The sequence below is a fragment of the Ktedonobacter robiniae genome, assembly GCF_016587375.1.
Taxonomy (GTDB): domain Bacteria; phylum Chloroflexota; class Ktedonobacteria; order Ktedonobacterales; family Ktedonobacteraceae; genus Ktedonobacter; species Ktedonobacter robiniae.
On the sequence record NZ_BNJG01000002.1, the window covers coordinates 272,734 to 285,113 of the forward strand.

At 57.4% G+C, this 12,380-nt stretch carries 14 protein-coding genes; all 14 read left to right on the top strand.

Going from position 1 to position 12,380, the window contains the following annotated elements; translation table 11 throughout:
* The first annotated feature begins 483 nt into the window (after positions 1-483).
* The 14 genes from JMJ04_RS21885 to JMJ04_RS21950 all read left to right on the top strand — a co-directional run bounded on the left by JMJ04_RS21885 (position 484) and on the right by JMJ04_RS21950 (position 12,245).
* The gene (locus JMJ04_RS21885; protein ID WP_201372608.1) at positions 484-1,416 is read left to right on the top strand and encodes a hypothetical protein; all 933 of its coding nucleotides are present in this window, start codon (positions 484-486) and stop codon (positions 1,414-1,416) included.
* A 106-nt stretch (positions 1,417-1,522) separates the two neighbouring features.
* The gene (locus JMJ04_RS21890; protein WP_201372609.1) at positions 1,523-1,840 is read left to right on the top strand and encodes a hypothetical protein; all 318 of its coding nucleotides are present in this window, start codon (positions 1,523-1,525) and stop codon (positions 1,838-1,840) included.
* Between the two features lie 156 nt (positions 1,841-1,996).
* On the top strand, positions 1,997-2,905 hold the full coding sequence (locus JMJ04_RS21895) for a hypothetical protein (RefSeq protein WP_201372610.1): 909 nt from the start codon (positions 1,997-1,999) through the stop codon (positions 2,903-2,905).
* 186 nt (positions 2,906-3,091) lie between these two features.
* Positions 3,092-4,675 (top strand): hypothetical protein, encoded by a 1,584-nt coding sequence (locus JMJ04_RS21900; protein WP_201372611.1) that lies wholly within the window; start codon positions 3,092-3,094, stop codon positions 4,673-4,675.
* The gene (locus tag JMJ04_RS46665) at positions 4,669-4,989 is read left to right on the top strand and encodes a carbon storage regulator (RefSeq protein WP_236038273.1); all 321 of its coding nucleotides are present in this window, start codon (positions 4,669-4,671) and stop codon (positions 4,987-4,989) included. Before JMJ04_RS21900 ends, JMJ04_RS46665 begins: the two co-directional genes overlap by 7 nt.
* A complete protein-coding gene (locus tag JMJ04_RS21910) occupies positions 4,982-5,236 on the top strand; it encodes a hypothetical protein (RefSeq protein WP_236038275.1) in 255 nt (84 codons plus the stop codon). Before JMJ04_RS46665 ends, JMJ04_RS21910 begins: the two co-directional genes overlap by 8 nt.
* Positions 5,237-5,317: 81 nt before the next feature.
* Positions 5,318-6,139, top strand: coding sequence for an integrase (locus JMJ04_RS21915; RefSeq protein WP_236038276.1), 822 nt, complete (start codon positions 5,318-5,320; stop codon positions 6,137-6,139).
* A 196-nt stretch (positions 6,140-6,335) separates the two neighbouring features.
* Positions 6,336-7,109 (top strand): hypothetical protein, encoded by a 774-nt coding sequence (locus tag JMJ04_RS21920; RefSeq protein ID WP_201372612.1) that lies wholly within the window; start codon positions 6,336-6,338, stop codon positions 7,107-7,109.
* 97 nt (positions 7,110-7,206) lie between these two features.
* Positions 7,207-7,917, top strand: coding sequence for a hypothetical protein (locus tag JMJ04_RS21925; protein ID WP_201374459.1), 711 nt, complete (start codon positions 7,207-7,209; stop codon positions 7,915-7,917).
* 9 nt (positions 7,918-7,926) lie between these two features.
* A complete protein-coding gene (locus JMJ04_RS21930) occupies positions 7,927-8,340 on the top strand; it encodes an ArsR/SmtB family transcription factor (RefSeq protein WP_201372613.1) in 414 nt (137 codons plus the stop codon).
* Positions 8,341-8,548: 208 nt separating this feature from the next.
* Entirely contained in the window at positions 8,549-9,313 is a 765-nt protein-coding gene (locus JMJ04_RS21935; RefSeq protein WP_201372614.1) for a 3'-5' exonuclease, read from the top strand.
* Positions 9,314-9,419: 106 nt separating this feature from the next.
* Entirely contained in the window at positions 9,420-10,337 is a 918-nt protein-coding gene (locus JMJ04_RS21940) for a tetratricopeptide repeat protein (protein WP_201372615.1), read from the top strand.
* Positions 10,330-11,658 carry a hypothetical protein gene (locus JMJ04_RS21945; RefSeq protein ID WP_201372616.1) on the top strand — a complete coding sequence of 443 codons (1,329 nt, stop codon included), beginning with the start codon at positions 10,330-10,332 and terminating at the stop codon, positions 11,656-11,658. The genes JMJ04_RS21940 and JMJ04_RS21945 overlap by 8 nt, the downstream gene beginning before the upstream one ends.
* A gap of 83 nt (positions 11,659-11,741) precedes the next feature.
* Complete coding sequence (locus JMJ04_RS21950) at positions 11,742-12,245, top strand: DUF7694 domain-containing protein (protein ID WP_201372617.1); 504 nt, start codon at positions 11,742-11,744, stop codon at positions 12,243-12,245.
* Positions 12,246-12,380 lie beyond the last annotated feature (135 nt).

Below are 12,380 nucleotides of genomic sequence, written 5' to 3' on the forward strand. Positions count from 1 at the left end.
CTTCAATTTTTACAGCTTTCGTCCCAGAAATACGCCATTGACCCAAGATACTTTTTTGGGTACAAACAGAGTGGAAGTTACTATTCGTCCACAGGGGATGAATGGTCCTGGCAATGTCCAGGGGAGTCTTCTCACCTCATTACTGAGGGAGGAGAAAGTGGCGCAGCCTGCACCAGAGAGTTCAGTGGTTCTCTCTTCTCTCGTCAATAAGAGAGAGTCGCCTGACCCTGGTGGCACCACGAGCGTGAAGCAATGTCGAGTCTCTCCATTGCTTCGCGCTTGCAGGCAACCCGCATGCAGACATCGAGTCTCTCTGCCGGCATGCGTTCCGCGTCTCTCGTCCAACGGTTTCCCTCGTATTTTGCGCAGAAAGGAGGTTGTCCCACACAAGAGGATCAATGACGCTCTTGCCCTCTTTCCCCTGGTGGAAAGAGGTGTGGCTCCTTTTTGTGCATTTTTCCCACCATGAAAGGAGTCACCACTATGAGTCAAGGATCACTCTGTCCCTGCGGGGCCCATTGCCGCGTTACCAAAGCCCTTCGCGACCTCGCCGACACCCAGAACCAACTCTGCCTTCTGGCACGCGAAGAGTCGGTCATTGTAAGCATTCTGGAGCATCTTCACAATGTGGTGAGCGCCTCTCAACACCGCTTTACCGCGTGGTTGGGTGCGGTTGCAGCCTGTGAGACTGCGCAGGCCAATCTCGCGCTTGCCCAAAGCGTCTCCCGCGCGCATACCACTACCCCTCGCTGGGCTGTCGAAGCCGAACAGCGCCTGTTTCACCAGTGGGTGAAGCAGCAGCAACACCACTGGGACCAACGGCTCGTGCAGGTCCAACGAGGCATGGCCAATTATCGTACCTATCTCCAAAAGTGTGCGCAGCAGTTCGTGCTGACCCCGGAGTGCCTGGGATTGTGTCTTCCACTTCTCGATGAGCTTTTGCGCCATCAAGAAGAACGGATTGAGCAACACCATCTGGCATCCATTTCCGCACACGAGATCTTCCTGCAATTTGAGCAACGCTGGACCTACGAGCGCGACCGTCTCGACTACGAGATCGCTCAGGTTCCCCAGGCCTATCAAGCAGGTCGAAATCAAGCACACAAACAATGGAGCTTACACGTCGTCACCGGTATCGGTCGTCCTGTGAGTCTCACCCAGACGAACATGAACTACCAGTTGATGGTGCATACCCGGCAGTTGGAGTTGTACGCACAGCAATGCAAGCTGTTCCTCTCCACCAAGGTTGAACAGTTTCGCCTCTTCATTCAAAAGATGGAAGGTGAATACAAGGCAACGGTACTTGCCGCCCAACAAGAGCGCTGGCACATGCTGCACGCGCAATTGTCTGTCGAGGTGGCTGATCCCGACCAACTCTCATCGCTCCAGGCATTAGCACTTTCCTACTTCCTTTAATCCTGTTTCCCTTCGCCAAACGCAGTCCCACTGCCTTCTCCCTCGCGAGAAGGACGGGCTGCGTTTTTTGTTGTTTGTTCCCTTGCGAACAAAGGAGTCTCACTTCATGACACATCATGCTCGCGCTTCCTGGTCCTTTCCTGGTATCCCCCACACTGGATATTCTCCCGATTGCGCCGCAGCGACCAGAAGCCTGAATCTTGTTCTCCGAGCACATGGCCCACTCTTGCTGCCCAGGATCAGCCCGTTTCCTATCTCCCGGGTCAGGTGGACGGTGCTTGGTCCCCTGGCAAGTCTCGAGGTCCCTCCCGGACACCTTGCCGCCAGGCAAAAGCAGCTCTCGCCTCGCGAATGGCAGAGCCTGCTGCTGGTCACTGGCGTGGTGATACATGCGTCGAGCCATCCATCCTACGCGGCCCTCTAAGGCATTTTTGGACAAAGACCAGGCATTTTCGCCTGAGTTTGATCGAGTGAAGAAGAGAGAACAATGCACATACCACAAAAAACGCCCGGCGTACTACGAATACGCCGGGCGTTCTCATTCCCTCTCTTCTCACGCGGAAAAGAAAGGCTATTACACATGTTTAGCATACCATCCCTTGATGCGGTTTTCAATGCTGTTCCACCCCAATATGACGATGGTCGTGTTCAGCAACAGGTGCTTCTCTCCAGGGAGTTCTCCCAGCTCTTCCCTGAGACCATCTATGGCGGACGGCAAGTCCTCTGGTGGTGCCCTCGCTGCGCTACGCCCTGGTGGCAAGCTGACCACCGCCTCTTTGTGCTTCGGCTCTCTCCCGAGCAAGCAGCCTACATTGGACACCAGTTACACGCCCCGATGCGCCAGGACGGCACCTTTCACGAGTTACCTATGCGCATCTGCCCGGACTGCCTGGGAGCCGTCTGCGTCATTGATACCTACCCCGGTCGGTTAGGGACACAGATCCTCTGGCATACCCTGCCTGATGCGACAAGCACCTCTTCGAGGCCTCTCCCCACCAACCTGGGTCTCGTCTCCACGACCGAGAGACGCGCTTCTGCACGAGACGCACTTCCTCAAGCCTTTCTCTTTGCCATGGCGGAGCAAACGCCGCGAGAGAGTGCGTGGTCGCTTGCACAGATGGGGGACGCCATGCTGACCTGGCAAAGGGACCTGCCTGGGGAACTCGATGCCGTCGCCTGGCAACTGCGCTGGGGAGAACGGACCCTTCCTCCTCCACGAGCCGACGAATGTGAGCCACTTGGCGCTGCTCACCTGGCACGCCTTGCCTACCTGATCGAGCCTCTGCCAGGGATGAGCTGGCAGGGATTTCTCTGGCAACCACCTGAGACATTGAGCAACGCCCTTTTTACACACCAGCCCCTGGTCTTGCTCCACGCGGCACTCCTGCCACAGGCAGAGCCAACCTCCATCTTTCATCTCTATACCCTCTGGCAACGCCTCTTGCCCAGAGTCTTTGAGGCAGCACAATGGGATGAGCCTCTCGCATGACCGAGACTTTTTGTCCAGGCTCTTCGGCCGCCCCTACAGCCCGTTCGCCTCCCCCTCCAGTCCCTTTCCCGCTCTCCATCTTCTTCCGATTCGTCCTTCACTCTCACCAGAAGCGCGCATACGCGTCATGCAGCATTGGACGCGTGCTGCTCCTGGTGGGAGCGTGTTTTTTGGAAAGGAATCCCGATGACGGATTTGCTTCTTCCTAATTGGTATCGCGCGGTTCAGGTTCCCAGTCGGAGCGTACAACAAGCGCTCTTCGCCACACTTGAAAAGATTGTCGCAACCATCGACCTGACATTGACCGTCAACACCTATATGGCGGGTGGCAACTACTACATCATCGTCTTTTGCTTAGGCGCCATCGCCCCTCCTGAGCAGGAACAGAAGCGCCTTGAAGCCCCACTCACGCCTTATGAGCCCTTTCTGACCCTTGAAGAGACACAGCTGGACGCGCTTGTTCGCGCACGTCTGAGCAAAGAGCATGAAATCGCCAGGGACACACAGTTTGGCAGAACTCACGTTTCCCATCAGTACCGCCCGGTCGCCTTTCATGAGACGCCCGACGCCACCCTCTCTCAGGAGGAGAGAGACCGACGCAATCAGGCCTGGATTGCCACCATTGAGACCATCCTCGCTGAGGGGAAGCCTTTCGTCGAGGTCTTCAAAATGATGTTCGCTGGGGAGCGGATCACGTCAGACGTTCCCCCGGTCCAGGCTGACCCCTTTTATGTCAGCATCTTCTGCCAGATGCTGGACCATGCACACCTCTGGCTCTGGACAGCCTCAGCCAGACAGATGTACCAGGACCTCCTCCAAACCATTGAGGATTTCTGGGTGCGCAAGGGATGGACAACACTTGATGACCAGCTGGCTCACTTTAACACGCTGGTCACCGACCTCTTCAAGACGGATCAACGGTACTGGATCGAGTTTGACGAGCCGCAGCCCGATCCCCTTGGTCGCGTGCGAGCCGTGTTTCTCTACCCGCGCTACCCGGCACGAGAGCTCAATAGACTCATTGACCCGAGCACGCATCTGGACGCCTGGCTTCAGGCGCATCAGATCCTTGGGCGAGAAGCCGCGCGCTGGAACATTGATATCATCGGCGAGAATGCGTCGGTGCTCTTGCGCCTGTCCTACGACACGCAGTACGCGTGTTGGGTCCTGCCACACGATCAGCATATGAGCCAGGTGTTTCCCTGGACACGCTGGCTTGCCATCGCAGCTGGGATGCTCCACAAACGCTATGCACGCTCCCCTCAGGCCCCGGCGTTTCCCGATCGTGTTGTCTCCTACCAGACCAAAGCATCCGTCCCGCGTAAACATGGCAAAGGGAAGCCCAAAGAGAAGTGGGTCACGCATTCGCGCACATATACTACCGTCACCTACGACCTCTCAGAGACGGCTTCTCGCCCTGCTACTGCCGAAGCCCCAGAACCTACAAGCACGAACAAACGCCAGAACTGGCTGGCCCAGGCCAAACCAGAAGATCTGCTCTATGAGCAGCGAATCATCGACACCTTTACTCGTAGCTATCCAACGCGCAAAGATGGCACCCGGCGAGAGGGAGAGGTCACCGTCAAACATCCCGACCCCAAGTGGGTCCCGCTGCTTCGCCCCGCGCTGCGCAAACGGCAAGTGATCAAAAAAGCGGTTGCCAGTGCCTACGAAGAGAACACGGTACCGCCAGAACAGGATACATCACCTACGAATCCGCCAATGCCGTTCGAGTCCATCACAAAAGAAAGAAGGGAACCATCATGCTAGTCATACGACGCAAGAAAGGGGAGCGCATTATCCTCTCTGGGAACATTCTCATTGAAGTCCTTGAGGTGGATGAAGGACGAGCAAAACTCGGGATCACCGCTCCCCCGAGGTCACTATCGTGCGCGAGGAATTACTGCGGCGGCAACCACCCCTCTCGAAGCCTCCTGCCACAAAAACGGAGTGAGGTGTGTATACTCTTTTTCCAGGAGAAAGACCGCTTTTTGAGAAAGCGAGGAAAACATGTAACCACAACCTCTACTCACCCGTATTACAGTAGAACACGTGTTCTCATTCATGAGAACCGCAGTGCATAAGAAGGCAGGGCAAGGGTGGATGTTGAGTCGCTCCATCCTTCCTGCTCTGCTGGCACTGCACGTGCAACAGATTGAGCCTGGCTCTCTGTCTGCACCTCACGAGAAGACAACACGTATTCTGTGTCGACTGGTGCATGGTTCCCATCTTCTCTGGGAGACAGGCGCCAGCACAACACAGGGCACCAAAGAGAGCACGGAGCACCTCTTCACCGTCTTCTCCCTGTTCTGCAGAGGATTGCCTCTGTAGGCAGACGGCTTCGCAATTACTGAACGCAACGAAAGACCTTGTAAAACCACGTCATTTCACACACAGAAGAGTGTGCCTGCAATGGGAAAACGACCAGGACTCCTTTATGAAGCACAACAGAGGCTGGACAGTTTGATGGCGCTGGGACAGAGCCGCGCGCACGCCAAAGCCCAGGCTCGCGTCCTGGGAACCTATCACTGGCCGTTTTCTGATGGGAAGATTCACGCCTATACCACACGGACAACGTACCAGAACATCGTGATGCGCTTTTTGTGCTGGTGCCGCGCAACGCATGGGACCAAACGCCTGCACGAGATCGACCAACGTGCGGATACGCTCGTCTCTGCCTACTTGCACCTGCATGTGCAGGAGGACTACAGCCCCTGGACCCTGGCAACCACGCGCAGCGCCTTGCGCCTCTTCTTTGGCTCTCCTACTCTTGCCAGCGAGGTGGCATTACCGGCACGTCGCCGAGAGGTCATTCGTCGCTCCCGTACCCCTTTTTTGCATCAGAAACGGCCTCGCCACATGTCCGCTGAAGACTGGCAGGATCTCCTTGCCTTTCTTGGCGCAACCGGCTTACGGCGACATGAAGCGCGAGCGCTACGGGTTGGCCAAATCGAGAGACAGCCAGATGGACACGTGGTGCTTGCCCACGTCCACGGTAAAGGGGGCAAAATACGCCAGGTTCCTGTCCTTCCAGGGCAAGAGACAACCGTGCTCCGCCTGGTCGAGGGACGGCGGGGCGAGGAGAAGGTCTTTCCGCGCCTCCCCAAGCACCTCGATATCCATGCCTATCGTCGACAATATGCCCAGGCACTCTATCAATCCCTTTCTGGTCGTCCTCTGCCCCCGTCACAGGGCGACTACCCCGTGGCATTCTTGATGAGGAAGCCGTCCTGATCGTGTCACGCGCGCTGGGCCATAACCGTCGAGACGTGGTCCTGACCTCCTACCTGCGCTAAGTAGGCACCATCACTCAGGAACACTGCTGTTCCTGTGCATATAGATTCTTTCTTCGTACGTACTGGCTCATCTGCCTGCACTGACAGGCAGGTGAGCCAGTTTTTTCATGTCTTTTATGAAAGGAGCATTTCCTATGCGTCGAGAAGATACACGCTACCGCTTTCTGCTGAAAGAAATAGAGGCCTTCACCGGCCTCTACAAAACGACGGCCCGGGATTGGTTCGTGGAGTTTACCAGCGACCCATCCAACGTGACTGACCAGGAACACGGGTACCGACACGTCTTTCCCTGGCAGGTCCTTGCACGTATCGAGGGCTTTGACATGATCAAGCGGCTCTTCCAGCCCTTTGGTCCGCTCCCTCAACCCACGCGCATCTTTCTACCCTACCGCGACACGGTCCTGACTCCGTTCAATGACGAGATAGAACAGCACCTCGTCGAATGGTGGCAGCAAGCGTGGCGACGCCACCATCTCGATTTTGCCCATATCCCACCTGCGCCACCGGCACGTCCCAAGGCTCTCATCCCCTGTGGCTTTCGCACCTGGCGCTATACCGATCAATTCCTGATCAGGATAGAAGGTGGGGTGAGAACGCGCCACTGTCAAGTGAGTACGTATTGCACAGGCTACGTTATCTGGAGCATGCCACTCCCTCCCGCGCCATTGCGTCTGCTGCCTCCCCTGCTCCTGCCACGACTCCATCGGCTCGCGGCCTTCACCGATTGGCGGCAACTGGAACACCTCCCACCCGCAGTACATCGCGCCCTCGCCAGACGCGTGGCCCAACTGACCACCTTTTACACGGAGCGCCCCCTTCAGGTCACCCCACTGCCATTGCCCTCGCACACACCGCCCTGCCAGGACATCCCACAACAGACCATGAAGAGAGATACTGTCCATGACTAACCATTCCCTTCCCCGTTGCCGCAGCCCTCCATCGCGCCTCGCTCTCAAGATCAACGTCTCACCAACAACGCACATAGAGAAAGGACATCATACCGTTATGCCTGAGACCCACCATGACACACATATATCTCTTGACGCCGACCACAAGGCCCACGACGAGGACCAGTCCTACCGGTATCTCCCACTGGGTGGTCGCATCCTTGATCGCGAACACATGGTCACCCTCATCGATCATCGCTCCCGCCTGCTTGCACCTGGGATCGAGGTCGTGTTCGCAAGCGAACGCCTGGCACCACTTTTGATTCAGGACCCAGCCGACCAGGAGGTCCTGCTCGACTGGTATCTCCACGCGCGTCCCTCGACTCCTCGACCGTTTCTCCAGCTCGGCACCCACCTGCTCTCGCGCGCACACATCTGCGAACTGCTGGAAAGCGCCATTGAGGGCGACACTACCCTCCTCCTGCGCTATAACTCACTGCCAGATCCACTCATGGGAGATGCCACAACCTCTTCCGTCCAGACCCTGGAACTGCGGGGACAGACCGCCGATGCGGTCCGCCACTGGCTCGCGGCGCAGACTGAGGTCATTGTGCCACTGAAACCGGTTGCCAGCCTGCCTTCCACGGCGTTGGGGTTCTTGCAGGAGTCTCCCTCTTGTCCCCATTGCGAAAGCTGGCTCACACCCCATGTGGATCAGCAAACACAGCGCACCCTGACCCTGGTCTGCCCACTCTGTCAGTACATCGATGGCCCCTTTACTCGAAACGAGGTTCACACTCCTTCAACCAACACACCGAAGAAAGGATAAACACGCCCTATGAATACACAGCAGCAACAACGTTCCCTGCATCTCTCGCTCATGCCTTCCGTCGCAGAGACAGCCTCAGCGCCGAGTGAGAACACCGATTGGAGAGAGGCAGGATTGGAAGAGGATGCAGGCCTCGTGCTCCTGCTTGAGGCCCTCGCCAGCCCCGTCCGGTTTCGTTTGCTCCGCTTGCTGGCCCAGGAAGGCGGCAACCTCTGTGTGCGTGAACTGGTCGAACGGATTCCACGCAGCCAGCCCGTCGTCTCACACCATTTGCGGCTCTTACTGTTTGCCAGGCTGATTGGAGTGAAGCGTCTGGGAACGCATAACTACTACTACATTTTGCCCGACAAGCTGAAAGAGATACGCGAGGCCCTGTCCTCCGTTGAACACCTACTTCAACAGAGACGTGAGGATCAGCGCTAAACACAAAGCACCTCTTCAGGGACTCAATCTCACAAATCACCCCTGAAGAGGCACGGAGAGAGCGGGAGTTCTGGAGAACTCTACTCTCCTCTGAGGATACCTCACGCTCTCCCGGCATGCACCATTCTCCCCATTGTTTTCTGGTAGCGACAGCCTCCCACTACGCATGTGGGAGGCTGTCGTCCTTTGTCTGAAAGGAACTCTATCTATGACGCATACCAACCCACCACGCTTTGATTACCAGCAGGCCATGGAACAAGCACGTGCCCTCCTGGCAGAAGAGCAGCAGGCAAGCCTCATGCCCTCAGGCCTCTCTCACAGAGCGCGAGCACAGAGACGCGAACGGCTCGGGCACCTGCTCATGCAGATCCAGATCCGTATGCAGCAGGAGATTGGTCACTTGCGTTACGCCCTGCACACGCTCCCACCACTGCCACCGTTACAGGAGATCCGCTGGGCGCAGGAGATGCTGGCACGCCCCGATCTGGCCGTGTTCCACCTGACCACCGCCGGGCTCGCACATGACGCTGAAATCATCGCGGTAACCCTCCTTGATCGAGCAGGCCTGCCCATCGAGCACCTCGTGGTTCGCCCAACAGAGCCCATCTCCTTTGCGCGCGGCGAGACCCATGACCTGAGCGCCGCCCAACTGGCGTCGGCGCCCTCTTTACCCGAGGTGTGGGATCGGCTTGCCCAGGCCTGTCAGGGTCGCTTCTTGCTCAGTTTCCAGTGCGACTACGACATGGCGCGGCTTGAAGAGGTGAGCACACAGTTGCACCTTCCGCCTCTCAGCGTCCAGATGGAGGATCTGCGCGCCCACACCCGGTCCTACTTTGGCGAACTCGGGTTGCGGCTCTCAGACCTCTGCGAACGATGTGGGATATCCCTTCCACCCACGCCTAGTCCCCTCCACTGTGCCCAGGCGTTGCACGCGGTGCTCTGCGCCATGGCACACGAGGGCGAGGAGCACTAACCCGTACACCCACCCTGCCAGGGGAGAAGAGGAGGAACATCACCACGCTCCCTCTGGCACCCTACCATCCACAACACATCATCCTTAGAAAGGACATGATGATACTATGCCTACGTTTTCATCACCAACACCCACCCTTGCCTCAGAGATCGGCTACGCTTTGCACCAGATCCTCATCCTACATCCACCCCATCCACTCACCGAGATCTTCTCCTCCGTGAGCGAGGAGGGGACCGTCGAACGTACACACCTCTCTGAGCACATGGCCGCCTGGTCTGCACACCTGAGACACCCTCTGTCCAACCCACGCATCTTCCTGAACAAAGAGCATACGAAACGCCTGCTTTTACAACGCGGGACCGCCTATGCGCTGCTTGGAGCCCCTGAGCAGGCACGGCAGGATCTGCATGCCCTCCTACAACGCGGTGGAACGACGACGAGGCAACTGGAAGGACTCGCCTGTCTGGTGCTTGCCGTCCTCGCCACGGAACAGGAACGCTACCCGGATGCGCTTCCACTCTGGAAACAGGCACGGGCCTGGCTTCATCCACAGGAATATGACCACTTAGCGTTGACCTGGTACTACACGAAGGTGCTCGTGCAGCTCAACCACCTGCGCACAGCCTACCGGGTCCTCACCGAGATCCTCTCCCCCACCACGCCTGGCCTACGCCTGCCACGACAGAAGGAACGGGCGGAAGCCTACGCCGAACTCTTCTCCCAACGTGGTGGGGTGTGTTCCCTCTTGCAGTACCATCAGGAAGCCATCGAGGACCTCAACGCTGCGATTGAGCTCCATCCCACCTGTGCTCGTTTCTTCTCCATTCGCGGGTTACTCCATGCCAAACGGCAGCACTGGCAGGCCGCCTATAATGACCTCTGGCGTGCCTTGCACGAGATGCCAGAAGACAGGGAACTGGCGGATTGCTTCTTCGTCGTCATGCAACGCCTGAGTACACAGCTTGCAGTCTCCACGACCACACCTGCCATGCACACGAGAAGAGGAGGAACAAGGCGTGCCTAACCACCCACCGTCCACATTCACCCGTCAACTCCAGGAGCTACGCGCCTCACTGCCACCAGAGGCACCTGATCCCCTGATCGATCCACCGCCCGACGCGTTCCTCCACCTGTGGGAGTGTGCCAGAGCCGCGGGTATTGTGGTGAGCGAGCTCTTCGTGGTTCGCCAGCCGCTTGATCCTCACGCCGCAGGGGCCTATTCTGTTGAGCATCGTGACATCTGGGTCTGGTCTGCACCGGAGATGCCAGAAGAGCAGGTCCTGCGCACCCTTCTCCACGAACTGGCTCATGCCCAGTGTCCCCCGAAACTGCCGTATGCCTCATTTGAAGAGGAGTGGGCAGAAGAACGAGCGACCTGGCAGCGCGCCATTGCCCTGGCACACAGATGGGGTGTGGCTCATCTGTTTCCGGAAGAGACCATAGCAGAGATCTTGGAAGAGGTGGAGGCGTGTTTGCAGCAGCGCCTCGCCGCCTCTGCCATCCTTGGCAGTACGGATATGGATCGCACCGAACAGGCCCTCAGGCAAATTCGACTTGAAGCCCATGCCCGTGGATGGACCGGTCAACTGCTGCATGAGGTCTTAACAGGAACATGCGCTGATCCAGGGTACCTTGGTGAAGTGCTCACCTTTGATCGCTGCGTCCTTCACGCGTGCTGGGAAACGGTGCATGAGCCTGAAGCGGATCCCGACCCGGACACGCTCTTTGGCCCCCTCTCCCATCTCCATAACGCCGCACGGCTGATCCACGCGGTGGAGATGCTCCAACAGGCACTCGCCTCCTGCGCCCGGCAGGAAGAGGCACTGCAAGCACGTCTTGCCAGGCGCTCCTGGCACAGGACCACATCGGGAAGCGTATCGTTTGAGCAAAGCCGACAGGTCATACAAGATGAGCCCTCACTGCAAGAGGCTATTGCGCTGGTCAATCAGCTTTGCTTTGGAGCGCGTGGCTACGCCCTGCGCATGCATTGGCAAGGGTATGAGACCCTGTTCGCCCGGCATGATCAGGGGAGGCAGCCGGCGCACCTCTATTGCCTTCAGCTCATCTTCACGCCATGGACGGAGGTCCTCACCACCATTGCCCCCTGGATGGACACGGCAGAGCTTCCCCCCTGTGCCCCCAAACCTCCCAGGGCCATCTGGTTTCTGTTTCCATCCGGGCAAGACACGATCGCGCTTGAGGCGGCCTGGCAACTCTTTGTCCTCTCCTGGGCCAATTGTGCTGCTATCAGCTATGAAGGATTCTTCTACACACCTATGCCGCCACTACAAGACAGCGGTGAGCCTCAAAAGGCAATCGCTCTAGAGGGCATGGAAGGCGTATGAAAAACGTACCAGTGGTACATTAGCACGCAAGACGGCGCCTCGTTGAAGGCGCCGTCTTGCGTGTGCTCTGGAGAAAGAAACAGATGAAACACAAGAAACATCGCCATACCCAGGACCTTCTGAGCACCCCCTGGACGCCGTTTGTCCCGTGTGAGAAAGATCCAAATGATCCTGATTGCGATATCTTTCGCAACAGCCGCTATCAGGTTCACGTGCGGCGGCTCAAGGCACATGACGGCGGGCCAGATCTGATCCACCTCTCGTTCCGGCGCCTGTATCGCGGAACGTTTCTGCCCTATAGAGATAAAATGCGCATTAAGGATGAACTCGTCGGGCCTGAATGCGAAGGCGTCGAGTTGTTTCCCGCTCGCTCACGGGAAGTAGGCACAAGCAACCAGTTTCACCTGTGGATCATTGATGATCCCACCTTCCGCTTCCCCTTTGGGTTTACCCGGCGCCTGATCACCGAAGCAACCATTGGTGATGCTCGACAAGAGCCATGGCCGGACAACGAACGCCCGGCTGATTGTCTTTCCGAAGAAGAAATAAGAGCACTTCTCCAGCAAGAACAACGCAGGCGTTCTTAACACACGCGACAATGCACTGGATACGGCTTCTTCAGAGGCCATATCCAGTGTAAGGGAGAGGCACAATTCAAGAAAGCGCTTTTTTGGAGATAATAATTCTATAAATAATAGAATACCAAATTTTGGTATTTTCGG